Raw genomic sequence first — 25,642 nt, 5'->3', positions numbered from 1 at the left:
GGGGGCCGATCCGCCGGCCCGCCGCTCCACCGCGGGCGGGCTACTGCTCGCGGCCGGTGACGTAGAACGGCTTCATGTCGACGACCGCCGCGGTGGCCGTGTGCCCGAGGCCCTCGCGGGCGGCGTTGGTGAGCAGGCCGGGGTCGGCGGCGGCGTGCTCGGCGAACAGGCCGCCCAGACCGCGGGCCCGCACGTACTCCGCCTTGGCGCGCACCGAGCGCGGGGTGTCGAGGGAGAGGAACACGCCGCTGGCGGGGCTGTACAGGAAGTCGGCGTTGGCGGCGGTGTCGGTGTACAGCTCGAAGCCGTTGCGGCCCCGGCCGTTCTCCAGGTCCAGGTGGTGGCGCAGCACGTCGGCGTAGGTGCTCACCCCCGGACGGAACGAACCGAGCGTCCCGCCCGCGTCCCCCTGGTAGCCGCCGCGCAGCGGCGAGACCGCCTCGACCCGGGCCCGGCGCGCGTTGCGGGTGGTGGTGGCGTAGCCGACGTGGATGCGGCGCGGGTCCACGCCGAGCCCGTCGGTCAGCCGGGTGACGGCGGTGTCGACGTCGCGCAGCGAGGAGTGGTGGCCGAGCCCGGCCGACCAGGGGCTGCCGAAGAGGTCGAAGGACATCAGGTCGAGCCGGTCGGCGCCCGAGTGCAGCAGCAGCGGGACGTTCATCGCGGCCAGCTGGGCCGGGACGGCCGGGACGGCGACGGCGATGGTGGCGCGGACCCCGGCGGCGGTCAGCGCGGCCCTGGTCTCGCGGACCAGCGCCGCGTACTGCTCCGCACCGTCCGGCCAGCGCCAGTCCAGGTGGAGCGTGGAGAACATCGGGAAACGGCCGAGGAGTCGTGCGACCGAGTCCGCGAACCGGCGGCGCGCGGCGGCGTCCCGGGCGACGGCACCGAAGGCCTCGCCCAGCTCCCAGCCGCCCACGTGCAGCCCGACGGCCAGGCCGGGGCTGCGCTCCTGGAGGCGGCGCGCGGCACCGAGCAGGCCCTGCGCCCGCTGCTGGTCGAACAGGGCGCGGTAGTCGTTGGAGACCCAGCCGTCGAAGCCGTAGCCGAAGTAGGCGGCGACGGCGCTCCACGCGTCCGTGAAGACGACCGCGCCGTGGTCGGTGGCCGGGACGCCGAAGTCCTGCGCGGCCTGGGCGGTGGCGGCGGCCAGCGCGCCGCGGTCGCCGACGATGCCGACCAGGCCGAGGACGAGCTCGTCGAAGGCGCCGTCCGCGGCGACGATCCCGGTGAGGTCCGCACCCGGCCCGCCCTCGGCCCCGCCGTCCTGGGTCAGCCGGCTGTCGTAGGCCCAGGAGGTGTCCAGGAAACCGGAGACCGTCTGGTGGCCGCTGCGCCGGTAGGTGTTGAAGACGGGCTTGGCGACCCGGCAGGGCGTGTAGGAGAGGCGGCGGTCCTCCGTCGCCGGGTCGAAGCCGTTCTCGGCGTAGGTCCGTTCGGCGGCGTCGACGGCCAGCCCGTCGAGTCCGGGGTCGGACGGGTGCACCAGTTCGCTCATGGCGGCTCTCCCTCGGCGTTTTCGATCACGGAAAGTGCCCGGACGGGTGCCGGGCGTGGTCGCGCGGGCAGCGTAGCGGCCGGGCCGGTCGGTGCGGGCGGGTTCGGGAGAACGGGTTGACGGGCGGTCGGGTGCGTGCGAGCGTGACCGGCCTCCGGGCGTGGTGTCCGGCTCCCGTCGGGCGCGGGCTTCCGCGGTTTCTGTGATTGCCTTCCGGCTCCCTTCCGGCTCCCTTCCGGTTCCCGTGCGGTTCCGTGCGGTTCCGTGCGGCGAGTTCGCGCCGTCGCGGCTACCGGACCCCGCGGTCGGGCAGGCTCGGTCGGACACCGAGCGAAGGAGCCCGCCATGGCGGCAGTGCACGAATCCGTTCTCGACGCGATCGGCGGGACGCCCCTGTTCCGCCTCGCCCGCCTGGGCGCCGGGCTCGCCACGCCGGTCTACGCCAAGGCGGAGTTCCTCAACGTCGGAGGCAGCGTCAAGGACCGCGCCGCGCTCTCGATGGTGCTCGCCGCCGAACGGGACGGGCTGCTCCGACCCGGCGGGACGATCATCGAGGCGACCTCCGGCAACACCGGGATCGGCCTCACCATCGTCGGCCGGCAGCGCGGCTACCGGGTCATCGCCGGAGTGTCCGACCGCTCCAGCGCCGAGAAGTCGGACATCCTGCGGGCGTACGGCGCGGAGGTGGTGACCGCGCCCACCACGGTGCCCGCGGAGGACCCGGCGCACCTGTTCAACGTCGTCGAGCGGCTCGCCCGGGAGATCCCCGGCGCCTGGCTCGCCAACCAGTACGACAACCCGGCCAACCCGGACGCTCACGTGCGCGGCACCGGCCCCGAGATCTGGGAGCAGACCGGGGGCCGGATCACCCACTTCGTCGCGGGCGTCGGCACCGGCGGGACCATCTCCGGCACCGGCGGCCACCTCAAGCGGGTGTCCGGCGGCGAGGTGACGGTGATCGGCGCCGACCCGGAGGCCTCGCTCTACGGCGGCGGGGACGGCAGCCCCTACTTCGTCGAGAGCATCGGCCACTTCCTCCACCCCGACACCGTCGAGGACCGCTGGCCGCAGGCCTACCGGCGGGACGTGGCGGACGCCTTCGAGCGCGTGCCGGACCGCGAGTCCCTGCTGACGGTCCGCCGGCTCGCCCGGGAGGAGGGCATCCTGGCCGGCCCCTCCTCGGGCACCGCCGTCGCCGCGGCCCTGCGGGTGGCGCGCCGGCTCGGGCCGGGCGACCTGGTCGTGGTCCTGCTGCCGGACTCCGGGCGCTCCTACCTGTCCAAGGTGCACAGCGACGACTGGATGCGGCGGTGGGGCTTCCTGGAGGAGCCGGGGGAGGGGGCGCTGCGGTCCTTCCTGGACACCGTCGGCCCGCTCGCGACGGTGACCGCGGACGCGACCGTCGGCGGGGCGCTGGAGGCGCTGCGCACCGCGCCGGGCGGTGTCGCGCCGGCCGTCCTGGCGCGGGCCGCACGCCCGTACGGGGTGAGCGCGACGGAGGTGGTCGGCTCGGTGTCGCACGCGGTGCTGGCCGCCGCGCTCGCGGACGGCACGGCGAAGCCCGGCGACCCGGTGGCCGGGCTGCTGGGCCCGGCGCTGCCGACGGTCGGGGTCGGGCAGTCGGCGGCCGAGGTGCGGGAGGCGCTCGGCGGGACGTACCCGGCCGCGCTGGTGCTGGTGGACGGGCGGGCGGTCGCGGTGCTCCCGGCGGGGGCGGTCCGCTAGGCGCCGCGCCGCGCCGCGGGCGGGCCGGGGGCAGGGGGCGGTCAGGGGGTGGGTCTGCCGGGAGCTCTTCGGCAACCCCTCCGCCGCCGGCGACGCCTGGCCCGTGCAGCACGCCGTCGCGGCCTCGCTGGTGTGGAGCGCCGTGCTGCTCACGCTCTGCGTGCCGCTCGCCGTAAGGAAGTTCGCCACGCACGGGCGGTGAACGCCACCGGGGCGGTCGGGCCGGCGGGGGCGTGAACGCCGTCGGGGTGGTCAGGGGCCCCGGGGCCGTCCCGGAGGGCGGGAGGTGCTGGACACCGGTGCCGGTGCGGCCGAAGGTGGAGCCCATGGAGTTCACCCACCTCGGCCGCACCGGCCTGACCGTCTCCCGACTCTGCCTGGGCACCATGAACTTCGGCCCCTACACCGAGGAGTCCGACGCCCACCGCATCATGGACACCGCCCACGAACGGGGCATCAACTTCTTCGACACCGCCAACGCCTACGGACGCGACGGCGAGGGCAACCTCAAGGGCCGCACCGAGGAGATCATCGGCCGCTGGTTCGCCCAGGGCGGCGGCCGCCGCGAGCGCACCGTGCTCGCCACCAAGGCCTACGCCCCGATGGGCGACTGGCCCAACGAGGGGCGGCTCTCCGCCCTCGCGATCCGCCGGGCCGTCGAGGCCAGTCTGCGCAGACTCCGGACCGACCACATCGACCTGTACCAGATGCACCACATCGACCGGGACACGCCCTGGGAGGAGATCTGGCAGGCGATGGAGCTCCTGGTCGCCCAGGGCAAGGTCATCTACGTCGGCTCCAGCAACTTCGCCGGCTGGCACATCGCCCAGGCCCAGGAGGCCGCCCGCGCCCGGCACTTCCTCGGCCTGGTCAGCGAGCAGTCCCTCTACAACCTGCTCGACCGCACCGTCGAACTGGAGGTCGTCCCCGCCCTCCAGCACTACGGCCTCGGCCTGCTGCCGTGGTCCCCGCTGCGCAGCGGCGTCCTCGGCGGCATCCTGCGCAAGGAACGCGAGGGCACCCGCGTCCGCGGTGCGCTGGAGCACGCCGGCGCGCTCCTGGAGACCCACCGCGAGCGCCTCCAGGCCTACGAGGACCTCGCCGACGAGCTCGGCACCGACCCCGCCGACCTCGCCCTCGCCTGGCTACTCTCCCGCCCGGCCGTCACCGCCCCCATCATCGGACCCCGCACCCCGGCCCACCTCGACGCGGCCGTCGCCGCCGTCGACCTGAAGCTCGACCAGAAGACCCTCGACCGCCTCGACGAGATCTTCCCCGGCCACCGGCCGGCCCCGGAGGACTACGCCTGGTAGCCCGCGCCCGCCGCCGCCACCGACCGGGTCCTGCTGGCGGTGGCGGTGGCGGTGGTGCGCGGTGCGCCGGTGCCGATGGTGCGTGGTGGTGGTGGCGGCCGGTCGTTGTGGTAGCAAGGCGGGTATGACGGAACGGCCTGACGGGCGCAGCTCGTACCATCACGGGTCCCTGCCGGAGGCGTTGGTCGGGGCGGCGTTCGAGCTGCTCGACGAGTGCGGGCAGGACAAGGTGAGCATGCGGGAGGTGGCGCGCCGGGCGGGGGTGTCGGCGGGGGCGCCGTTCCGCCACTTCGCGGACCGGCAGGCGTTGTTGACGGCGCTGGCGGACCGGGTGCTGGCGGACTTCGCGCGCTGGCAGGAGGCCGAGGCGGCGTCGGTGGAGGCGGCGGGCGGCTCGGTGATGCGGGCGATCGGGCTCGGGTTCGTCCGGTACGCGCTGCGTCATCCGCGCCGCTTCGAGCTGGTGCGGTCGCGGGTGTTCACGGCCTCGCGGGAGCCGGAGCTGCGGGAGCAGCTGGACGGCATCGACCGGGCGCTGACCGGGATGATCGTGGCGGACCAGGAGGCCGGCCGGCTGCGCCCCGGGGACCCGTTGCTGGTGGGCCTGGCCGGGCAGGCGCTGGTGTACGGGCTGGCGCAGATGATCGTGGACGGGTACCTGCCGGCCGAGAAGGCGGAGGAGCTGGTCGTGCAGGTGCTGGACACCTTCGGTCAGGGGATCGCCAACCGCCCTCCGCAGTAACCGACTTGTGCCCGCGGGGAGCCTTGACCGGGTTACCGGGCCCTGATGTAATCACCGCTTACATGGGGTGCGGAACGGGTACGGGGAGGTCGGGATGTCCACGGGAACGACGTTCGTCCGCTCGATGTTCGCCAAGGCGGCACCGGGCTACACCACCGCGGCCGCCACCGGCGACACCGTGGTGCTGCTCATCGGCATGCGGATCAACCGCTTCTGGGCCGTCCACCACTGGGGCCCGGTCATGTTCGCGATGTTCCGGATGCTGCACGAACTCGCCCGCAGCCCGGAACGGGGCCTGCGCGGGCGCATCCTGCTCACCGCCTCGCCGCGCACCTACTACGTCGTGCAGTACTGGGAGTCCAAGGAGAAGCTGTACCGGTACGCCACCGCGCCGGACGGCTTCCACCACACCGTGTGGGGCATCGCCAACCGCAAGCTGCGGGAGGGGAAGGCCCGGCAGCACGTCGGGCTCTGGCACGAGACGTACATCGTGCCGGAGGGCGGATACGAGTCGATCTACTTCGACATGCCGCCGTTCGGCCTCGCCGGCGCCACCGGCTCGTTGCCGGTGGAGGAGCGCGGGCGGCACGCGGCGGCGCGGCTGGCGTTCCGGTCCGGGACGGAGGGCGGGGCCGGGGCGGCCGGGGCGGCGGGAGGGACCGGGGCGGCCGGGGAGGGCGGCGTGGGTGAGACGAGCGGCGCGTCGGCCGCCGGGAAAGCCGCCGGGAAAGCCGCCGGGAAAGCCGCCGGGAAGGCTGCTGGGAAGGCCGCCGCGGAGGGCGGCGCCGCCTGACCGGGGGCCTGCAGGGAGTGTCGCGGGTCGGTCCGTCGGCGCGGTGTGGGAGCGTCGGGGGATGGCGGACGAGGCTGTGGTGCACCAGGTGCCGTACCACTCCCAGTGGGAGTCGGCGGAGCTGGTGCGGGCGATCATCGACGGGCAGGTCGACGCGGCCGAGGACCCGCGCTGGGGGCAGTCCGGCGCGGGCACCCCGGAGGAGTACGCGTGGTGGTCGTGGCGGCTCTGCGGGGTCGCCTGCCTGCGGATGGCGCTCGACCACTGGTGGGGCCTGGCGCCGCCGGCGCTGACCCTGGCCGAGGAGTGCGTGGCGGCGGGTGCCTACGTCCGGGACGGCGAGAGCCTGCGCGGACTGATCCACACCCCGTTCGCCGCCTACGCCCGGGAGCGCTGGGGACTGGCCGCGCGGGCCGCGGAGTTGACGCCCGAGGAGGTCTCCGCCGCGGTGGCCGACGGGGGGCTGGTGATGGTGTCGGTGCATCCGGCGATCCGCGAGCCGGCCGGTCCGGAGCCGGTCCGGCGGGGCGGGCACCTGGTGCTGGCGGTCGGCACCACGGAGACGGCGGTGGTCCTCCACAACCCGTCCGGGTTTCCGGGGGAGTCGCAGTCCTTCGCACACGTTCCGTGGCGGGCCTTCGCGCGGTTCTACTCCGGGCGGGGCATCGTCCTCGGGCCGCCGGGGACGTGACGGCCGGCTGGGTGCGACGACGGTCGTCGTGCCTCCCGGTGCCCGGTCTCCTGGCACCCGGCCTCTCGGCGCCCGGCCCTGACCGGCCGGGCGCCACGGGGCCGAGGGCTACGGCTTGTCCGGCAGTCCGGCCGGATTGACCGGGAGGCTGCCCCGACAGAGCGCCGAGATCGGCTTCAACGCGGACGCCAGGGCGTCCAGTTCGGCCCGCGGGTAGTTCTCCCACACCCGTGCCGCGGCCAGGTCGGTGGCGGCCTCCAGGGACTGGTGCCGGATCCGGCCGAGCTCGGTGACGGTGCCCTCGGGGGTCAGCCAGCCCCGCTCGACCAGCCGGGCCGCGGCCGCCTCCCACTCCTGGTCCGTCCACCCGCGCAGCGGCTGGATCATCTCCCGCCGCATGTCCATCGCGCAGCGGACCACCAGTGCCTCGCAGCCGTCCAGCCCGGCCGTCACCAGGGCGGCCACGTGGCCGTCCCCGCGGTGCTCGCGCATCACGGTGGCGGCCTGCCAGAGCCGCTCGTACAGCCCGGTGGGCCGGGGGAGCGCGGCGTTGGCGGCGGCGAGCACCCGGCCGACGCAGTCCAGCCGGCCCGCGGCCCGCTCCAGCGCCTCCGCCACCAGCTCGACCTGCTCCTGCGGCACGTGCTCCAGCAGCCGGGCCAGCGCGTCCGCCGAACCCTTCAGCCGGGCGGCCAGCGCCTCCTCCGGGCCGGCGTGCGTCCACACCTCGGGCAGCGCCCGCTCGACCAGCGCCGGGGCGAAGTTGAAGAAGGCGGCCGTCACCGGTGCCGCGTCCACCGCGCCCAGCGGTGCCGAACGGCTGGCGAAGTAGCCGCGCCAGGCGCCGTGCAGCCCGACCGCCTCGAAGGCGTCCCGGCCCTCGGGCACGAAGTAGGTGACGGCGTGCACCGGCTCGAAGAGCCACCACAGGGCTCGGGCGGGGTGGACGACATCGGCCATGGCGGGGACCTTCCTCACGGGGACACGGGAACGCGCGGTGGTGCGGCGAAGCGGGAGGGCCCGCGTCCGGCGGGCGCCGGCGGCCCGGGCGTGCGGGTCGTCCCCCTGCTGATGGCCCCGGCCGCCGCCGGGGTAACCCCGCGCGCGGTGTGATGACGGTCACGCGGGGGAGGGGGCGGGCGCCCGGTGCACCGGTGGCGCGAGATGATGGGGGTGAGGTGTCCGTTCCCGGGGCGCCTCGGCCACGCGTGGACGCCGGGGCGGATACCCGTGCGGACGCCCGTCGGCGCTCTCGTGTGAACCCTCGTGTGAAGGTAGTCGGTAATGGCGCAGATCAACCCCAGCATCCTGTCCGCGGACTTCGCCCGGCTCGCCGAGGAGGCCGAGGCCGTCAGGGGCTCCGACTGGCTGCACGTGGACGTGATGGACAACCACTTCGTGCCCAACCTGACCCTGGGCGTGCCGATCGTCGAGTCCCTCGCCCGCGCCACCGACATCCCGCTCGACTGCCACCTGATGATCGAGGACCCGGACCGCTGGGCCCCCCAGTACGTCGAGGCCGGCGCCGGCTCCGTCACCTTCCACGTGGAGGCCGCCGCCGCGCCCGTCCGGCTCGCCCGGGAGATCCGCGCCAAGGGCGCCCGCGCCTCGATGGCGCTCAAGCCGGCCACGCCGATTGAGCCGTACGAGGACCTGCTGCCCGAGCTCGACATGCTGCTGATCATGACCGTCGAGCCCGGCTTCGGCGGCCAGGCCTTCCTGGACATCATGCTGCCGAAGATCCGCCGCACCCGGCAGCTGATCGACAAGCACGGCCTGGAACTGTGGCTGCAGGTCGACGGCGGCGTCTCGGCGAGCACCATCGAGCGCTGCGCCGAGGCCGGCGCCGACGTGTTCGTGGCCGGCTCGGCCGTCTACGGAGCCGAGGACCCGGCCGCCGCCGTCGGCAAGCTGCGGGACCTCGCGGCCGCGGCCACCGCCGACGCCTGGTGGGCCTGCTCGCACTGAGCCCCGTGGGCAGGGACCCGGCAGTGGCGGGTCCCAGCGGGTCCGGGCGGGTCCGAGCGGGTCGAACCGCGCGGACCCGCCCGGCGTGTGGTGGAGGAACCGCCGGCCGTCCTGGAGGATCGGTGCCGAACGCCCCTCGCCCGGCCCCTCTCCGCACGGTGGTGCAGTGCACATGAGCAACCTCGACCGCAAGCCCGCCCCGACCGCCTGCGGCCGCGAGGCCGACACCGGCCCGGTGCGGGACCTGCTCACCGGCCGTCAGGTCCCGCTCGGCGAGAGCACGGTGGTCCGCCGCCTGCTCCCCAACCTGGGCCGCCGGATGGTCGGCGCCTGGTGCTTCGTCGACCACTACGGCCCCGACGACATCGCCGACGAGCCCGGCATGCAGGTCCCGCCGCACCCCCACACGGGCCTCCAGACCGTCAGCTGGCTCCACCAGGGCGAGGTGCTGCACCGCGACAGCCTCGGCAGCCTGCAGACCGTCCGCCCCCGCGAACTGGGCCTGATGACCTCCGGCCGGGCGATCTCGCACTCCGAGGAGTCCCCGCGCCCGCACGCCCGGTTCCTGCACGGCGCCCAGCTCTGGGTCGCCCTCCCGGACGCCCACCGGCACACCGCCCCCGCCTTCGAACACCACGCGGACCTGCCCGTGGTCACGGCCCGCGGCCTGCACGGCACCGTCATCCTCGGCACCCTCGACACCGCGACGTCCCCCGGCACCGCCTACACGCCGCTGGTCGGCGCCGACCTCACCCTCATCGAGGGTGCCGACCTCCGGCTCCCCCTCGTCCCCGACTTCGAGTACGCCGTCCTCGCCATGTCCGGCGGCGTCGACGTCGACGGCGTCCCCGTCGAGCCCGGCTCCCTGCTCTACCTCGGCTGCGGCCGCCGCGAACTCCCCCTCCTCGCCCGCACGGACGCCGCCGTCCTCCTCCTCGGCGGCGAGCCCTTCGAGGAGCGGATCGTCATGTGGTGGAACTTCATCGGCCGCTCCACCGAGGAGATCGCCCGGGCCCGCACCGACTGGGAGACGGGGTCGCGCTTCGGTACCGTCCACGGCTACGCCGGCGCCCGCCTCCCGGCCCCGGAGCTGCCCGCCACCCCGCTGAAGCCCCGCGGCCGCGAGCGCTGACGCGCGGCACGCGGACGCCGAGCGGTGACTTGTGGCACGCCGCCACGGGCTGACAGGATTTCAGATCGCGAACCCCCGGGTGAGGTGGACCGGATCCGGGGCGGCGTGGAGAAGGGGGCAGGATGGCACGGGTGAACCTTCGGGCCGCGTTCATGAGCGGGCTGTCGTCCACCGTCACGGCGCAGCAGGTCTTCACCAACCGGGTCGACGAAGTGGCGGCCTTCAGTAGATCGGTGGAGTGCCTGCGCCGGACGCTGGACGAGGCCGAGGTATCACCGGTGGTGGACCGGGCGCAGGGGCGCCGCAACGTCCTGACGCTGTACGGGGTCGGCGGCATAGGCAAGACGACGCTCTCCCACGAGCTCGAGCGCCGACTGCTCGCCGACGCGACGGCCGAGGGACGTGACGACGTCCTGGCCGTCCGGGTCGACCTGTCCGAGGACGGCGCGTGCGACATCGAGGGCCTGCTGCTTCGGCTGCGGGCCGGATTGGGCCAGTTGGGGAGCCGGTGGCAGGCGTTCGACCTGGCGCTGGCCTCGTACTGGGCCCGTGCGCACCCCGGGGAGGCCCTGCAGGACTTCCTCGACACCTCTCCGTCGCTGCGCCGGGCCTCGCGGAGCATCGGCCTCGGTGACCAGATCGCGGAGACGGTGCGGGACGTCGACCCAGCCGGCCTCGGCGGGCTGACCGGGCTGGCTCAGCGTGCGGCCCTGGCCACCTACCGCGCCATCCGGGACCGGGTGCGTGAGGGACGGCTGCTGGCCGACTGCGAGCTGTTCGCCGAACTGGTCGAGGCCGACGCCGACTACGACACCCTCTCCTACTTCCCGTACCTGCTGGCCTGGGACCTGGACCGGCTGCCGCCGACCGGCCGACCGGCCCGGCGGCCCACGGTGTGCGTGTTCCTGGACACCTTCGAGGTGGTCAACGGGCGCGCCGACCGCGCGGTGGAGCGTCTGATCCAGCGCTGCGCCTACCTGATGCCCAACGTGCTGTTCGTGATCACCGGCCGCAACCGCGTCGACTGGGCCGACGCGGGCGCGGGCGACGAGCTGGACTTCACCGGCCAGCAGTGCTGGCCCAACCTGCACTTCAGCAACGACACCGTGGAACCCCGCCAGCACCTCGTCGGCTACCTGTCGGACTCCGACGCCGACAGCTACCTCCGGGAGGCCCTCGTCCGGGACGGCGAGCCCGCCGTGCCCGTCGAGGTCCGTCGGCGCATCATCGCCGGCGGTCAGGGCCTGCCCCTGTACCTGGACCTGTCGGTGTCGCATTTCGTCGCCCTCCTCGCCCGCGGCGGGCAGCCGTCGGCGGCGGACTTCGGAGGCTCGTTCACGGCGGTGGCCACCCGTTCGATCCGGGATCTACCGCGGGAGGAACGCGACCTCGTCCGCACCGCCGCGCTCACCGACCGGGTCGGTGCCGACCTGCTGAGGGCGGGGCAGCCCGGCGTTTCCCACGGCAGCGTGGCCAGGTTCCTGCGCCGGCCCTTCCTGACGCACGACGACGCCTACGCCCTGCCGTACGCCCTGCACGCGGCTCTGCGCCACGCCATCGGTGAGGCGGACCGGACGCTGCCGGACGGCTGGTCCGATCGCGACCGCAGCGAGGTCGCGGCCAGGCTTCTCGTCTGGCTGGGCGAACGGCTCGGACCGTCGGCCGGCCGGGTCGCCGTCGCGCAGGCCCTCACGTCCGGTCTCAAGCTCGCGGCGGCGCACGGGGTCTTCGAGGACTGGATGGCCCGGGCCACGCAGCGCCTCGTCGAGGCGGGACAGTGGTCGGAGCTGGGCGCCGGGCTCGCCGCCGAACGCGTTGGGACGCCTGAGTACCGCGCGGTCCTCGCCGCCATACGGGGTGTCCAGCTGCGGCGTACGGGCCACGCCGCGCAGGCGGTCGAGTTGCTCGACAGCGTGGGGGCGAGCGTCCGGCCGGGCAGCCCGACGGCGCAGCTGGTGCAGATCCACCTCGCGCACGCGTTGCGCAACCACGGCGACTACACCAAGGCGGCGGAGATCTACCGGGCTCTGGTGGGAGGGGAGTTCGACGCCGCGGCCCGGTACTGGCTCTGCGACTTCGACTACCTCAACGGACGTTTCGGTACGGCACTGGGCTCGCTCCGGGAACAGCGCAGCCGTGGGCCGGAGGAGGAGGGCGAACGGCTGCGGCTGATCGGTCACATCTGGCGGGTCAACGCCCGCTTCGGCGAGGCGACCGCCGCGTACACCGAGGCGATCGACCTGGCCCGGGGTGAGGGCCTGGCCGCCGCGGAGGCGAAGGCGCTGGCCAACCTGGCGCAGACCGCCTGCTGGTCGGGTGACACGGCGGCGGTGTCGGAAGCGGCGGCCCGGGCGCGGGACCTGCTCGACCTGGTGCCCAATCCGGTCGAGCTGGTCAAGATCCGTTCCGCCGAGGCGGTCGTGCACGCGGTGGCCGGTGACCAGGAGGCCGCGGGGCGGGCCGTCGGGGGCACCCGGCAGCTGGCGGACGGCATCGGCTACCGTGGCGGCCACAACCTGGCCGACGTGGCCCAGATCCTGCTGAGGATCATCGGCGGAGACCACGACGGCGCCCGGCGCACGCGGGCCGAGCTCGATGCGCGAACCCGCAGGTCGGGCGGCAACACCTACTGGGTGCCGATCGTGACCAGCTGGATCGAGGGCGTCCCCCAGGCAGTGGAGCACGACCCGCGGGTGGAATGGGTCGATGCTCCGGCCGTGTCGTTGGGCCGGTGGGCCGAGGTGGCCGCGCGACGATGAGACACCAGGGCCCGCGGGGTGGGGCCGGACGAGGGGAAGGGATCTCATGATCGACCCGGCGCGAGTCGAACCTGTGCGAGTCGGTCTGGTCGGGGTCGGCATCATCGCCGCGACGCACCTCGCCGTCCTGGCCGAACGGGACGACGTGGAACTGGAGTTCACGGTCGACCCGCGGCCGTCAGGGGCGGTCGACTTCCGGGGCGCCGTGCCGCCCCACTACGGCAGCCTCGCCGCCGCGCTCGACCTGCACCAGCCTGACCTGGTGGTCCTCGCGACCCCGACGGAGACGCACGCCGAGTTGGCGACCGCCGCCCTCCTCCGGTCCACGGCCGGCGTGCTCGTCGAGAAGCCGCTCGTCCACGACCTGGCCACCCTCGCGGGGCTGCGTGCGTTGGACGGCGAGGTCGACGTTCGGGGCCGGCTGTTCACCGCGCACCACTTCGCCTTCTCGCCCGAGGTGGAATGGGCGGCGGAGCTGCTGGCCGGGCACCCCGACTGGGGGCCGGTCACGACCGTCACCTCGGCGTTCTACGACCCCTACGTCCTCCGGGGGCCCGAAGCCTTCGCCTCGTACGTCTCCAGCTGGATGGACTCGGGCGTGAATCAGCTCAGCATGCTCACCCGCTTCGTCGAGCTCACCGAGCTCACCTCCGCCCGGGAGACGGACGGTGGCGCCAGCGCCTGGTGCTCGGTGGGTTTCCGCTCTCGGGGTGGGACGGGCACGGCGCGGCTGCGCAGCAGCTGGTTGACCGGGTCCAGCAGCAAGGAGAGCAGTCTGGTGCTCGGCCGCTCAGGGGTGGAGGTGTGGATCGATCACACCGCCATGACCGGATTCGCGGCTCGGGGCGGTGAGTTGCTGGCCGACTTCGGCAACGACGGTCGGACTCCCCGGAAGGTCGCCCACTACCGTCCGCTCTACGCCAGCCTGCTCTCCGGACGGCCGGACCCGGTGCTCGGTTTCGACGCCACCGCGACGATCACCGCGATCCATCACGCGGTGCCGGGAGCGGGACGGCCGCCGGCCTGACAGGCACCGTACGCACGCGGACGGGTCCGCGCACCGGGGGTGGGCGGACCCGTTCGGGGGGGGGGTGTTCGGGGCGGTTCAGGGGGCCGCCCGGGGGGTGGTCAGTTGGTGCGCGGCTGGCTGAAGCGGACCATGTTGCCCGCGGGGTCGCGGAAGGCGCAGTCGCGGACGCCGTACGGCTGGTTGATCGGCTCCTGGATGACCTCGGCGCCGGCGGCGCGGATCCGCTCGAAGGTGGCGTCGCAGTCCTCGGTGCGGAAGATCACCGCGCGCAGCAGGCCCTTGGCCATCAGGTCGGCCACGGCCTTGCGGTCGGCGTCGTCGGCGTTGGGGTCGGCGAGCGGGGGCTCCAGGACGATGTCCACCTCCGGCTGCGCGGACGAGCCGATGGTCACCCAGCGGAGGTCCCCGAAGGCGACGTCGTTGCGCACCTCGAGGCCCAGCGCGTCACGGTAGAAGCCGAGCGCCTTGTCGTGGTCGTCGACGGTGATGAAGGTCTGTCCAACTTTGATGTCCATGTCCTTCACGCTACTTAGCTCCCGGACCTCCTGCTTCTCCGTTCCTGACCGGCCGGGTGTAGACCTTCGCGACGCAGGCCGGGACGGCGGCGTCCTCGTAGTGGTCCCGGGCCCGGTAGGCGCTCGGGCTCTCGCCGACCAACTGGGTGAACCGGGTGCTGAACGAGCCCAGCGAGGTACAGCCCACCGCCATGCAGACGTCGGTCACCGAGAGGTCGCCGCGCCGCAGCAGCGCCATGGCGCGCTCGATCCGGCGGGTCATGAGGTAGCCGTACGGCGTCTCGCCGAAGGCGGTGCGGAAGCTGCGGGAGAAGTGGCCGGGGGACATCAGGGCGGTCTGGGCGAGCGCGGGGACGTCCAGCGGCTGCGCGTACTCGCGGTCCATGCGATCACGGGCCTGGCGCAGCCGGACGAGGTCGGGGAGTGGCACACGGGACGCACGGGACATGCCGGCCAGCCTAGCGGGCCGACCGGGCCGGGTCGCGCCGTTGCCGGGGCGGGGTGCGGACAGTGCCGGACGGGAACCGGGAATCCGGCCAATTGTGCTGTGGAGGTGGTGGGTTGAACGTGTGTGCGGGTGTGTCAGGAGGGGTGTCCGGCGGGCCGCCGGGGCGGGTCGGCCCGCCCCGGCGGCGCGTGGTCACCAGGCCGCCGGGAGGCGGGCCGGGCTGCGGGTGGTGGTGCCGAGCTGCCAGGCGATCCGGTGGACGGGCGTGGTGAGGTGCAGGCCGGGGAGGGCGGTGGCGAGGCGGCGGAGGGACTCCCGCATCTCGAGCCGCATCCGCCAGGCGCCGAGGCAGTAGTGGGGGCCGGCGCTGAAGGCGAGGGTGGGGGCGGGGAGGGCGGTGTCGAGGTCGGCGTCGAGGCCGTCGGGGAAGACGGCGCGGTCGCGGTTGGCGCTGCCCAGGTTGACGGCGAGGACGGCGCCGGCGGGGATGTCGACGCCGCCGATGCCGACCGGCTCGGTGGCGCGGCGGGTGGTGGCCTCGTCGTCGCCGAGGGGGATGAAGTGGAGCAGGCGTTCGGTGGTGCGCTCGGTGGTGTCCGGGTCGGCGAGGCGGGGCCAGTGCTCGGGGCGTTCGCCGAGCAGGTAGACCAGGGCGTTGCCGAGGGCGCCGGTGACGCTCTCGTTGCCGCTGGCGGTGAGCCCGCAGACGAGGTGGACGAGCGACTCCTCGGGGACTCTGCCGTCCTGGTCGGCGGCGTGCACCAGGCGGCTGACGAGGTCGTCGCCGGGTGTGCGCCGCCGGCGGGCGATCAGTTCGGCGGTGAAGGCGGCGTACTCGGCGAGGGCGCTCTCCGGGTTCTGGGCGGGGTCCTTGGCGGGGTCCTCGGCGGACCGGTCCTGGGTGGCGGGGGTGTCCGCCCCGCCGTCGGCGAGGACGGCGCGGGTCCAGCGGCGCAGGCGTTCCGCGTCGAGGTGGTCCGGTCCGTCGCCGTCGAGGCCCATCAGGCGGGTGGTGACGGCGAAGGGCACCGGGCGGGTGAAGGCGGTGACGAGGTCGGCCGGGGGGCCGGCGGCCGCGAGCGCGTCGACGGCCTGCTGGACGGCCTCGGCGACCCAGGGCTGCCAGTCGGCGATGGCGCGGGCGGTGAAGGCGCGCTGGACGGTGCTGCGCAGCCGGCGGTGGGCGGGGCCGTCCTGGTTGAACAGGGAGGCGGGGTTGCTGGCCACGTCGGCGCCGCCGCCGGGGGTGCCGACGGTGTGCAGGTCGCCGCGGGTGAAGCGCGGGTCGGTGAGGACCTGTCGGACGTCGTGGTAGCGGGTGACCAGCCAGGCCGGGGTGCCGTCGGGCAGGGTGGTGGGGTGGGGCGCCCGGGCGGGGGTGACGGGGAGCCGGTGGAGCGGGGGGAGGTCGGTCCCGGTGTCGGGTGCGGCGGAGGACATGGGTCCCTTCGGGGGTCGGGGTCCAGCGCTGAGGTGAGGATCCAACTGTGTTATTTTCATGGGAAATTGGTGCCTTTGGGCGTGTTTCCCCTTGGATCCCGATGGTAGCGATTCCGCCCCTGCCGAACGGGGTTCCCGCCGGTGGTCGGGGGTTATTCTCAGTGGCTCGGGTCAGCGGTCGGGTCGGCACTCGGTCCGGCGGCCGCGTCGGCGGGCAGCAGCGGGCGCAGGGCGCCGAGCACCGCGCCGATGCAGGCGTCGCGCAGCTCCTCGCGGGTGCAGCTCTCCTCGGTGAGCCAGTCGACGACCAGGACCCGGACGAACACCAGCCAGCTGCCGAGGACCTGTGAGACCGCCCGCCGGGCCGTCTCGTCCGTGAGGGGGAGGACGCCGAGCAGGCGGCCGCGCAGGGTGTCGAGTTCGCCGGTGATGATCGTCTGGATCACCGGGTCGCCGGCCAGGACGCGGTTGGCGGCGAGCACGGCGTGCCGGTTGGCGACGAAGTAGTCCAGATGGGCGTCCATGCCCTCGACGAGCTGTTCGAGCAGGGTGTCGGCGGAGTCGAAGCGGGACTTGGCGAGCAGCTCGTCGGCGGCCTGCCGGTAGACGGCGGCGAACAGGTCGTGCTTGCCCGGGAAGTGACGGTAGAGCAGGGCGCGCGAGACGCCGGCCTGTTCGGCGACCTCCTCCATCAGCACCTCCTCGTACGGGCGGGCGGCGAAGAGCCGGGCGCCGACGGAGAGCAGCTGGGCGCGTCGGTCGGCGGGGGACAGGCGGCGGCGCCGTTGGTGGACTGGCATGCGGCGAAGGCTACTTGACACGTGTCCACTAGCGCGCGCTAGCTAAGTGGACACGTGTCAACTAACCGTCCGACGGGTGGTGGGTTCATGGCCAGGGTTCTGCGGGTGCTCGGGTGGACGATGGGGGTCGCCTGCGTGGCGATCGGCTTCTACCACCTGCTGGCGGGGAACGCGGCGATCCCGGGCGAGGAGGACGCCGGTGCGACGGTCGACAGCTTCGGCCGGTTCATGGGCGCGATCTTCGCCGGTTACGGCGCGGCCTGGCTGTGGGCCGTCCGGCAGTCGCCGGTGCCGGCCCACGCGGTGCGGTGGCTGACGGCGGTGTTCCTGCTGGGCGGGCTCGGCCGGGTGTTGTCGACCGCGGTGGCCGGGTGGCCGGACGGGTTCCAGGTGGTGCTGATGGTGGTCGAACTGGGCCTGTCCCCGGTGTACTTCCTGCTCGCGGACGCGGACGAGCGGGCCGCCGCCGCCCGCGCCCGATCGGCGGGCTGACCGGCGGGCCGAGGGACCCGGCCCGCCGGTCGGCCGGAGCGCCGGCCCGCCGGTCAGGCGCTCAGCTGCTCAGGCCGAAGCCCTGCAGGTGGGCGGTGAGCGCGGCCCGGTCCGGCCGCCCCGCCGTCAGCGAGACGTAGCCGTCCGGCCGGACCAGGGCGACGGCCGTGCCGCTCAGTCCGTAGGCGCGGCCGACGTGGCCGCCCGGGTCGGTGACGACGGCCCGGCGCAGGCGACCGGCCCGTTCGAGCCCGTCGAGCCACTCCCGTCGGTCGAGCCCGTCGAGCCCGTCGAACCCGTCGGGCCGCCCGGGCGGTGCGGTCGGGCCGGTCGGCGCGGGCCGTCCGGCGAGGGTCAGCAGGGTGAAGTGGGTGCCGCGGAAGAGGTCGAACAGCCGGGTGGGCGTGCCGTCGGCGGTGGCGCAGGGGGCGTCCGGGGCGCGGTCCCCGGCACGGATGCCGGTGCCGTCGTCCAGGTCGAGGCCGAGCGGGCCGCCCCGGTAGCCGACCGAGAGCCCGGTGAGGTCGGCGCCCGCGGTGCCCGCCAGGCTGGCGAACTGCGCGGACAGGGCGCGGGCGCCGTCGGCGGAGAACAGCGCCTTGTGCTGGGCGGAGGTGGCGGCGAGGACGGTGGCGGCGACGGGCAGCCGTTCCGCCTGGTAGCTGTCGAGCAGGGCGTCGGGTGCGCCGCGCAGTACCGCGGCGAGCTTCCAGCTCAGGTTGTGCGCGTCCTGGATACCGGTGTTCATGCCCTGGCCGCCGGCCGCGGAGTGGCAGTGCGCGGCGTCACCGGCGAGCAGGACCCGGCCCTGGCGGTAGCGCTCGACCATGCGGACGGTCGGCCGCCACACCGTGGACCAGGACGGTTCGTGCAGTCGGACCCCGGGCAGGCCGGCGCGTTCGGCGAACAGCCGGCGGAAGGTGTCCAGGGTGGGGGCGGGCGGCTCGCCGGCCGCGCTCGGCGGGACGGAGGCGTGGATGGCCCAGTTGTCGTCCTCGCGCATCGGCACCAGCACCATGGCGCCCGCGCCGAGGTCGGGGTGGTTCCAGACGTGCATGAGGTCGGGGTCGAGCCCGTCCACGGCGAGCGAGGCCATCAGGAAGCGTTCCTGGTCCCAGGTCTCGCCGAGGAACGGGATGCCGGCCAGCTTGCGGACGGTGCTGCGGCCGCCGTCGCAGCCGACCAGGTAGCGGGCGCGGAGGTGTTCCGTCGCGGCGCCGCGACGGACGGTGGCCAGGACGCCCTCGGGGTCCTGCCGGTGGTCGAGCAGCTCGGTGTCGAGTTCGACGGTGACGCCGTACCCGGCGAGCCGGTCACGCAGGACGGCCTCGGTGTGGTGCTGGCCGAGCAGCAGCATGCCGGGGTGGGGCCGGTCCGGGGTCGCGGCGCCGGCGGGCCGAGGGGCGACCTCGTGGACGATCCGGACGCCCTGGTAGCTGCGGACCCCGAGGTCCGACCGGCCGCGGGCGAGGATGCCGTCGACGACGCCGAGGTCGTCGAACACCTCCAGCGTCCGGGAGTTGACGCCCTTGCCGCGGACGCCGCGGTCGCGGAACCGCGGCTCGCGTTCGAGGACGCGGCAGTCGATCCCGGCGCGGGCCAGTCCGAGGGCGAGGGCGAGGCCCACCGGGCCTGCGCCGACCACCAGGACGTCGGTCGTTCGGAGAGTGCGCATGACGGGTTCCCCCCAGGTCATCCGGCCATAAGATACGGAGCGTTTCTTAGTCACGACTGTAGACTCATCCGGATAAGAAACGCAACGTATCTACGAATCGACGAAGGTCGGGTGCGGCACTCGATGGCGGACGGATCGGCGGCAGGCGGATCGGCAGCGGGCAGATCGGCGGCAGGCGGAGCGGCGAGGGGCGGAGCGGCGCCCGGCGAACCGGTGACGTCCGGCGTGCCGGTGGGCGAGGAGGTCCGCGGCAGGCCCTCGCGGCGCCGCGGCGACGAGCTGGAACGGGCGATCCTCGACGCCGTCTGGGCCGAACTCGCCGACCACGGCTACGACCGGCTCACCATGGACGGCGTCGCCGCCCGGGCCCGGACCAGCAAGCCGGTGCTGTACCGCCGCTGGCCGAACCGCGCGGCGCTCGTCGTCGCCGCCCTCGGCCGCAACGCCCCCGACTACCGGGAGCCGCCGGACACCGGCGACCTGAAGGCGGACCTGGCGCTCTTCCTGCGCGGCCTGCTGCACCGCTTCGACGACCTGCCGACCGACGCCGTGCACGGGTTCCTGGTCGACCTGATGCGCGACCCCGAGCTCCGCGGGATCTTCCGCGGCGGCCTGACCGCGCAGGGGCCGGTGAGCAGCCTGGAGGTGATGATGCGCCGGGCCGTCGACCGGGGCGAGATCGACCCCGCGCGGCTCACCCCGCGGGTCCTCTCCCTCCCGCTCGACCTGCTGCGCGACGCCTTCCTGATCGGCGGGACGGTGCCGCCCGACCGGGTCGTCGACGAGATCCTCGACGAGGTCGTCCTCCCCCTGTTGCGGGCGCCGTCCGACGCGCGGTGACCGGCCGGGCCGCCGGGGGTGCCCCGTTCCGGGGTGCCCGCGCCCTGCGGGGCCGCTCCTTGCGCACCCCCACCTGACGCACCCCCGCCCGGCATACCCCCGCCCGGTAACGCGGAGCGGCCCCCGACGACCAGGTCGTCGGGGGCCGCTCCGCGTCGTGCCGCGGTCCGTCAGCCGTCCAGGCGGCCGACCAGCTCGTAGCCGGCCTCGTCGATGGCGGCGGCGACGGCCTCGTCGGAGAGCGGGGCGGTGCTGTCGACGGTGACCCGGCCGGTGGCGAGGTCCACGGCGACGGCGCCCACGCCGTCGATCCGCTGGAGCTCGGCGGTCACCGCGGTGACGCAGTGCCCGCAGGTCATGCCCTTGACCTGGAAGACGGCCGGGCCGGCCGTCGCGGCGGCGGGGGCGTCGGTGGCGCCGGTGCCGCACGAGCCGCAGCAGGAGGCGGTCTCGGTGGACTCGACGGTGACGGCGATCTCGGTCATGGCTGTGCTCCTGTCATCGTGCCGGGCGCCGGCCGCGCGATCCGGTCGGCTGCTTCACCACTGAAGCTAGCATACCCCCAGGGGGTAATTGAAGAGGGGTGTGGAGCGGCCGGGAGCGGGCGGGTGGACCGCCTCCAGCGATCGTCAAGTCATCCTTGTGGCGGTCCTGTTGCGCCCTCCGGGGCAGGGTGGAACGCCCGCCGGCATCCCGGGCCGGCCGGCCCCTCGGCAGGCCGCCGACCCCACCACACGAGGTGAGCACCCCATGGACCACACCACCCGCCCCGGCCCGCGCGGCCTGCGCGAGATCCTGGCGGCCGGCGAGCGGACCTACTCCTTCGAGTTCTTCCCCGCCAAGGACGAGGCCGGCGAACGCGCCCTGTGGGCCGCCATCCGGCGGGTGGAGGCGGTGGCGCCGACCTTCGTGTCCGTCACCTACGGCGCCGGCGGCTCCTCGCGCGACCGCACCATCGGGACCACCGAACGGATCGCCGCCCAGACCACGCTGCGCCCCGTCGCGCACCTCACCGCCGTCGGCCACTCCACCGCCGAGCTGCAGGCCGTCCTGCGGCGCTACGCGGACGTCGGGATCCGGGACGTGCTGGCCCTGCGCGGCGACCCGCCGGGGGACCCGAACGGTGTCTGGCGGCCGCATCCGCAGGGCCTGCGGCACGCCGCCGAACTGGTCGAACTCGTCCGGGGCTGCGGTGCGTTCACGGTCGGCGTGGCGGCCTTCCCGGAGCGCCACCCGCGTTCGGCGGACTGGTCCGAGGACATCCGGCACTTCGTCGCCAAGTGCCGGGCGGGGGCGGACTACGCCGTCACCCAGATGTTCTTCGAGGTCGAGCACTACCTGCGGCTGCGCGACCGGCTGGCGGCGGCCGGCTGCGACACCCCGGTCATCCCGGAGATCATGCCGGCCACCGACGTTCGCCAGATCGCCCGCTTCGCCGAGCTGAGCGGTGCCTCCTTCCCGCCCGCGCTCGCCGCCGCGCTGGAGGCCGCCCGCGGCGACCGGGCGGCGTCCCACCGCATCGGGGTGGACCACGCGACCCGGATGGCCGAGCGCCTGCTCGGGGAGGGGGTGCCCGGGCTGCACTTCATCACGTTGAACCGCTCGACGGCGGCCCTGGAGATCCACCGGAACCTGGGACTGGACCGCCCGGCGCCACTGGGCTCCGCGGCGCCGTCGTGCTCCCCGGCGCCACAGGACCGGCCGCTGACCGGCGCCCGGGCCTGAAACCCGGCCCGATCCCGATCCCGGACCCGATCCCGGACCCGATCCCGGGCCGGGCGCCGCCCCGCCGCCGAATCCGCCGAAGCCGCCGTGCCGGGCGGTCCGTGGTGGACCGCCCGGCACGGCGCGCAGGTGGGCCTCAGTGCTGGTGGTCCACGGTCTCCCCGGTGGTCGGGGCGGGCTCGCCGGCCGGGGCGGCCGCCGGGCCGGGGGCGGCGGCGCCCTCGGTGGTGACGGTGAAGGCGGCGGTGTGCACGGCGTCCTGGTGCTTGAAGTCCAGGAAGAGCCGGTAGCTCCCGGCGCTCGGCGCGGTGGTGGTGAAGCCGATCTCCGGACCCGGGGCGGTGGTGTCCGGGTGGACGTGGAGGTAGGCGAGGTCCCCGGCCCGGAGGGCGACCAAGTGGCCGGAGGCGCCGAGGTAGGGCTGGAGGTCGGTGACCGGTCGGCCGTCCCGGGTGACGGTCAGGGTGAGCCGCCCGCTGCGCCCGGGGGTGAGCTCGCCGCCGAGGGCGACGGTGTAGCCGTCGACGGTGACGGTCCGTCCGGTCTCGGGCAATGGCGCGGGCCGCAGGTCGCCGGTGGCGTGCAGGTCGGCGCCCAGGGTGAGGCCCTCGGTGGCGCCGGCGGGGGTGAAGTCCGCGAAGACCCGGTAGGTGCCGGCGGCCGGCAGCGCGGCGGTGGCGCTCCAGGTGCCGTCGGCGGCGCGGGTGGGGTGCAGGTGCTGGTACCCGGAGAGGTCGCGCGGGGCGACGATCAGGTGCAGTTCCTTCTCGTGCGAGGGCTGGAAGGCGGTGACGGCCCGGCCGTCGGCGCCGAGGATCCGGAAGCGCAGGTCGGTGGGGGTGCCGGCGGTGACGAAGGGGTCGTCGAGGCTGAGGGTGTAGCCGCGCTCGGAGACCTGCAGCCCGCCGGGCAGGTGGTCGGCCGGGGTCGCGGCCTCGGCGTGTCCGGCGTGTCCGCCGTGCCCGGTGGTGCCGGCGGGCGCGGGGGCGGGACCGCGTCCGGTGGCGTGGCCGACGCCGAGGGCGAGGCCGAAGGCGGCGGTGAGCCCGGCGGTGAAGGCGGTGATCTTCAGGGCGGTGTTCATGGCGGGTCTCCTCGGTGGTGGGCGGCGGGCGCGGGCGGATGCGGCGCGGGTGGAGGGGTCAGGCGCGCAGGAGGCGGGCGATGGCGCGGGAGGCCTCGGCGACCTTGGTGTCGGCGGCCGCGGTGCCGCCGTCGGCGACGGCGTCCTGGACGCAGTGCGCGAGGTGGCCGTCGAGCAGGAGCAGGGCGACGGACTGGAGGGCCTTGGTGGCGGCCGAGACCTGGGTGAGCACGTCGATGCAGTAGGTGTCGTCGGCGACCATCCGCTGGAGGCCGCGGACCTGGCCCTCGATCCGGCGCAGTCGGCGCCGCAGGCGGTCCTGGTCGTGCCGGTAGCCGGTCATGCGGGCCTCCTCGGGAGCTCCGGCGGGGCGCTGCCGGCCCCGGTCCGATGCCCCGAGTGAATACCCCGTGGGGGTATCAAGTCAAGCGGTTCGGTCGGTCCGGAAAATGCGGGAGGGGGGTATCGGTGAAGCCTTGCCCTGGATACCCCTCAGGGGTATAAATGAACTCGGCGCCGCCCGATACCCCCCATGGGTACCAGTCCGGTGGGTCCGGATCCGGCGGTGCCACCCGGCACGTCGCACGCGCCCTGTCCGACGACAGTCACGAGGAGCAACGATGACCACCCAGGCACCCGCCTCCACGGAGGTGGAACTCTCGATCGGCGGCATGACCTGCGCCTCGTGCGCGGCCCGCATCGAGAAGAAGCTGAACCGGATGGACGGCGTCTCGGCGAGCGTCAACTACGCCACCGAGAAGGCGAAGGTCTCCTACGAGGGCGACGTCGTGGTCGCCGACCTGATCGCCACCGTCGAGGCCACCGGCTACACCGCGGCGCTTCCCGCGCCGCCGGCCGCCGAGGGTGCGGGCGGGCCCGCGGAGCCGGCCGACGAGCTGGCCCCGCTGCGGCAGCGGCTGTCCACCGCGGTGGCCCTGGCGGTGCCGGTGATCGCGATGGCGATGGTGCCGGCCCTGCAGTTCGACAACTGGCAGTGGCTCTCGCTGACCCTGGCCGCCCCCGTGGTCACCTACGCCGCCTGGCCGTTCCACCGCGCCGCCTGGACCAACCTCAAGCACGGCGCGGCGACGATGGACACCCTGGTCTCGCTCGGCACCGGCGCCGCGTTCCTCTGGTCGCTGTGGGCGCTGTTCCTCGGCGACGCGGGCATGCCGGGCATGCGGCACGGCTTCGAACTGACCATCGCCCGCAGCGACGGCTCGTCGAACATCTACCTGGAGGCCGCCGCCGGCGTCACCGCCTTCATCCTGGCCGGCCGCTACTTCGAGGCCCGCTCCAAGCGCACCGCCGGGGCCGCCCTCAAGGCCCTGCTGGAGCTGGGGGCCAAGGACGTGGCCGTCCTGCGGGCCGGGCAGGAGGTGCGGATCCCGGTCGCGGAGCTCGCGGTGGGCGACCGGTTCGTGGTGCGCCCCGGGGAGAAGGTCGCCACCGACGGCACGGTGGTCGAGGGTGCCTCGGCCGTCGACGCCTCGATGCTGACCGGTGAGTCGGTGCCCGTGGAGGTCTCCGTCGGCGACGCGGTCACCGGTGCGACCGTCAACGCGGGCGGCCGGCTGGTCGTCGAGGCCGCCAGGGTCGGCGCCGACACCCAGCTCGCCCGGATGGCCCGGCTGGTCGAGGACGCGCAGAACGGCAAGGCCGCCGCCCAGCGCCTCGCCGACCGCATCTCCGCCGTCTTCGTCCCGATCGTGATCACCCTCGCGGTGGCCACCCTCGGCTACTGGCTGGGCACCGGCGAGGGCTGGACCGCGGCCTTCACCGCCGCCGTCGCGGTGCTGATCATCGCCTGCCCGTGCGCCCTCGGCCTGGCCACCCCGACCGCGCTCATGGTCGGCACCGGCCGCGGCGCCCAGCTCGGCATCCTGATCAAGGGCCCCGAGGTGCTGGAGAACACCCGCAAGGTCGACACCGTCGTCCTGGACAAGACCGGCACCGTCACCACCGGACGGATGACCCTGCTCGCCGTGCACACCGCCGAGGGCGTCACCGAGGCCGAGGCCCTGCGCCTGGCCGGCGCCCTGGAACACGCCTCCGAACACCCCATCGCCCGCGCCATCGCCACCGCCGCGGCCAGGGCCGGTGCGCTGCCCGCCGTCGAGGGCTTCGAGAACGTGCCGGGACTGGGCGTCCAGGGCGTGGTGGACGGCCACGCGGTGGTCGCCGGCCGGGAGGCGCTGCTGAACGACTGGTCGCAGTACCTGCCCGGGCACCTGGCCGAGGCCAAGCGCACCGCCGAGGCGGCCGGCCGCACCGCGATCGCGGTCGGCTGGGACGGCGCGGCGCGGGCCGTGCTGGAGGTCGCCGACGCCGTCCGGCCGACCAGTGCCGAGGCGATCGCCCGGCTGCGCGCCCTGGGCCTGACGCCGGTGCTGCTGACCGGGGACAACCGCGCGGCCGCCGAGGCCGTCGCCGCCGAGGTCGGCATCGCCCCGGAGCACGTCATCGCCGAGGTCATGCCGCAGGACAAGGTGGACACCGTCCGCCGGCTGCAGGCCGAGGGCCGGGTCGTGGCCATGGTCGGCGACGGGGTCAACGACGCGGCCGCGCTCGCCCAGGCCGACCTCGGCCTGGCCATGGGCACCGGCACCGACGCCGCGATCGAGGCCGGCGACCTCACCCTCGTCCGCGGGGACCTGCTGGCCGCCGCCGACGCGATCCGGCTCTCCCGCCGGACCCTGGCCACCATCAAGAGCAACCTGTTCTGGGCGTTCGGCTACAACGTGGCCGCCCTGCCGCTGGCCGCGGCCGGACTGCTCAACCCGATGATCGCGGGCGGGGCGATGGCCTTCTCCTCGGTCTTCGTGGTCGGCAACAGCCTGCGGCTGCGCCGCTTCCGCTGAGCGGCACCGCCGACGGGTACGACCGGGAGCACCACCGAGGGCCAGCACCGAGCAGCACCGCCGAGGAGCACCGCGCCGCGGCCCCGGAACCCACCAGGTTCCGGGGCCTCG

22 protein-coding genes and 1 pseudogene are annotated in these 25,642 nt (G+C 74.7%); 13 read left to right on the top strand and 10 right to left on the bottom strand.

Features of this window, described 5'->3' with window-relative positions; translation table 11 throughout:
* Positions 1–40 precede the first annotated feature (40 nt).
* Positions 41–1,498, bottom strand: a complete 1,458-nt coding sequence (locus tag ACIA8Q_RS15000) for a glycosyl hydrolase family 18 protein (RefSeq protein WP_396317263.1) — start codon at positions 1,496–1,498, stop codon at positions 41–43.
* A gap of 345 nt (positions 1,499–1,843) precedes the next feature.
* On the opposite strand from ACIA8Q_RS15000, the gene ACIA8Q_RS14995 reads away from it, so the two are divergent.
* From ACIA8Q_RS14995 to ACIA8Q_RS14975, 5 genes and pseudogenes are all read left to right on the top strand, one after another.
* Entirely contained in the window at positions 1,844–3,223 is a 1,380-nt protein-coding gene (locus ACIA8Q_RS14995; RefSeq protein WP_396317262.1) for a pyridoxal-phosphate dependent enzyme, read from the top strand.
* A gap of 326 nt (positions 3,224–3,549) precedes the next feature.
* Complete coding sequence (locus tag ACIA8Q_RS14990) at positions 3,550–4,536, top strand: aldo/keto reductase (protein WP_360214289.1); 987 nt, start codon at positions 3,550–3,552, stop codon at positions 4,534–4,536.
* A gap of 124 nt (positions 4,537–4,660) precedes the next feature.
* The gene (locus ACIA8Q_RS14985) at positions 4,661–5,278 is read left to right on the top strand and encodes a TetR/AcrR family transcriptional regulator (RefSeq protein WP_360214287.1); all 618 of its coding nucleotides are present in this window, start codon (positions 4,661–4,663) and stop codon (positions 5,276–5,278) included.
* A gap of 124 nt (positions 5,279–5,402) precedes the next feature.
* Positions 5,403–5,900 (top strand): annotated as a pseudogene (locus ACIA8Q_RS14980) (DUF4188 domain-containing protein); the annotation flags it as partial.
* Positions 5,901–6,132: 232 nt separating this feature from the next.
* Complete coding sequence (locus tag ACIA8Q_RS14975; protein WP_360214285.1) at positions 6,133–6,762, top strand: C39 family peptidase; 630 nt, start codon at positions 6,133–6,135, stop codon at positions 6,760–6,762.
* A gap of 108 nt (positions 6,763–6,870) precedes the next feature.
* Here the strand turns inward: ACIA8Q_RS14975 and ACIA8Q_RS14970 are convergent, their stop codons facing one another.
* On the bottom strand, positions 6,871–7,722 hold the full coding sequence (locus tag ACIA8Q_RS14970) for a hypothetical protein (RefSeq protein WP_360214283.1): 852 nt from the start codon (positions 7,720–7,722) through the stop codon (positions 6,871–6,873).
* A 324-nt stretch (positions 7,723–8,046) separates the two neighbouring features.
* On the opposite strand from ACIA8Q_RS14970, the gene rpe reads away from it, so the two are divergent.
* The 4 genes from rpe to ACIA8Q_RS14950 all read left to right on the top strand — a co-directional run bounded on the left by rpe (position 8,047) and on the right by ACIA8Q_RS14950 (position 13,648).
* Positions 8,047–8,730, top strand: coding sequence for a ribulose-phosphate 3-epimerase (rpe, locus tag ACIA8Q_RS14965; RefSeq protein ID WP_360214281.1), 684 nt, complete (start codon positions 8,047–8,049; stop codon positions 8,728–8,730).
* Positions 8,731–8,902: 172 nt separating this feature from the next.
* A complete protein-coding gene (locus ACIA8Q_RS14960) occupies positions 8,903–9,862 on the top strand; it encodes a pirin family protein (protein WP_360214279.1) in 960 nt (319 codons plus the stop codon).
* A 131-nt stretch (positions 9,863–9,993) separates the two neighbouring features.
* Complete coding sequence (locus ACIA8Q_RS14955) at positions 9,994–12,621, top strand: hypothetical protein (protein ID WP_396317261.1); 2,628 nt, start codon at positions 9,994–9,996, stop codon at positions 12,619–12,621.
* 73 nt (positions 12,622–12,694) lie between these two features.
* Positions 12,695–13,648, top strand: a complete 954-nt coding sequence (locus tag ACIA8Q_RS14950) for a Gfo/Idh/MocA family protein (RefSeq protein WP_396317260.1) — start codon at positions 12,695–12,697, stop codon at positions 13,646–13,648.
* Positions 13,649–13,749: 101 nt separating this feature from the next.
* On the opposite strand, the gene ACIA8Q_RS14945 is transcribed toward ACIA8Q_RS14950, so the two are convergent.
* The 4 genes from ACIA8Q_RS14945 to ACIA8Q_RS14930 form a co-directional block, all read right to left on the bottom strand.
* Entirely contained in the window at positions 13,750–14,166 is a 417-nt protein-coding gene (locus ACIA8Q_RS14945) for a VOC family protein (RefSeq protein ID WP_360214277.1), read from the bottom strand.
* A 10-nt stretch (positions 14,167–14,176) separates the two neighbouring features.
* Entirely contained in the window at positions 14,177–14,614 is a 438-nt protein-coding gene (locus tag ACIA8Q_RS14940; protein WP_360214275.1) for a helix-turn-helix transcriptional regulator, read from the bottom strand.
* A 192-nt stretch (positions 14,615–14,806) separates the two neighbouring features.
* Positions 14,807–16,054 carry a cytochrome P450 gene (locus ACIA8Q_RS14935; RefSeq protein WP_396317259.1) on the bottom strand — a complete coding sequence of 416 codons (1,248 nt, stop codon included), beginning with the start codon at positions 16,052–16,054 and terminating at the stop codon, positions 14,807–14,809.
* Positions 16,055–16,212: 158 nt separating this feature from the next.
* A complete protein-coding gene (locus ACIA8Q_RS14930) occupies positions 16,213–16,854 on the bottom strand; it encodes a helix-turn-helix domain-containing protein (protein ID WP_360214271.1) in 642 nt (213 codons plus the stop codon).
* Positions 16,855–16,941: 87 nt separating this feature from the next.
* On the opposite strand from ACIA8Q_RS14930, the gene ACIA8Q_RS14925 reads away from it, so the two are divergent.
* Positions 16,942–17,346, top strand: a complete 405-nt coding sequence (locus tag ACIA8Q_RS14925; RefSeq protein ID WP_387899957.1) for a DUF4345 domain-containing protein — start codon at positions 16,942–16,944, stop codon at positions 17,344–17,346.
* A 61-nt stretch (positions 17,347–17,407) separates the two neighbouring features.
* Here ACIA8Q_RS14925 and ACIA8Q_RS14920 read toward each other — a convergent pair whose 3' ends face one another.
* Positions 17,408–19,021 carry an FAD-dependent monooxygenase gene (locus ACIA8Q_RS14920; protein WP_396317258.1) on the bottom strand — a complete coding sequence of 538 codons (1,614 nt, stop codon included), beginning with the start codon at positions 19,019–19,021 and terminating at the stop codon, positions 17,408–17,410.
* Positions 19,022–19,234: 213 nt separating this feature from the next.
* Between ACIA8Q_RS14920 and ACIA8Q_RS14915 the strand changes: the two genes are divergently transcribed.
* Positions 19,235–19,861 (top strand): TetR/AcrR family transcriptional regulator, encoded by a 627-nt coding sequence (locus ACIA8Q_RS14915; RefSeq protein WP_360214265.1) that lies wholly within the window; start codon positions 19,235–19,237, stop codon positions 19,859–19,861.
* Between the two features lie 170 nt (positions 19,862–20,031).
* On the opposite strand, the gene ACIA8Q_RS14910 is transcribed toward ACIA8Q_RS14915, so the two are convergent.
* A complete protein-coding gene (locus ACIA8Q_RS14910; RefSeq protein ID WP_360223465.1) occupies positions 20,032–20,346 on the bottom strand; it encodes a cation transporter in 315 nt (104 codons plus the stop codon).
* 265 nt (positions 20,347–20,611) lie between these two features.
* On the opposite strand from ACIA8Q_RS14910, the gene metF reads away from it, so the two are divergent.
* A complete protein-coding gene (gene metF / locus ACIA8Q_RS14905; protein ID WP_360223468.1) occupies positions 20,612–21,586 on the top strand; it encodes a methylenetetrahydrofolate reductase [NAD(P)H] in 975 nt (324 codons plus the stop codon).
* 136 nt (positions 21,587–21,722) lie between these two features.
* On the opposite strand, the gene ACIA8Q_RS14900 is transcribed toward metF, so the two are convergent.
* Positions 21,723–22,670 (bottom strand): hypothetical protein, encoded by a 948-nt coding sequence (locus ACIA8Q_RS14900; protein ID WP_396317257.1) that lies wholly within the window; start codon positions 22,668–22,670, stop codon positions 21,723–21,725.
* A gap of 58 nt (positions 22,671–22,728) precedes the next feature.
* A complete protein-coding gene (locus ACIA8Q_RS14895; RefSeq protein ID WP_387899950.1) occupies positions 22,729–23,013 on the bottom strand; it encodes a metal-sensitive transcriptional regulator in 285 nt (94 codons plus the stop codon).
* 277 nt (positions 23,014–23,290) lie between these two features.
* On the opposite strand from ACIA8Q_RS14895, the gene ACIA8Q_RS14890 reads away from it, so the two are divergent.
* Entirely contained in the window at positions 23,291–25,531 is a 2,241-nt protein-coding gene (locus tag ACIA8Q_RS14890; RefSeq protein WP_396317256.1) for a heavy metal translocating P-type ATPase, read from the top strand.
* The last annotated feature ends 111 nt before the right edge of the window (positions 25,532–25,642 follow it).

Origin of the sequence: Kitasatospora sp. NPDC051705 (assembly GCF_044453265.1) — a bacterium.
GTDB lineage: Bacteria > Actinomycetota > Actinomycetes > Streptomycetales > Streptomycetaceae > Kitasatospora.
This window is presented reverse-complemented; position numbering and strand designations above follow the sequence as displayed.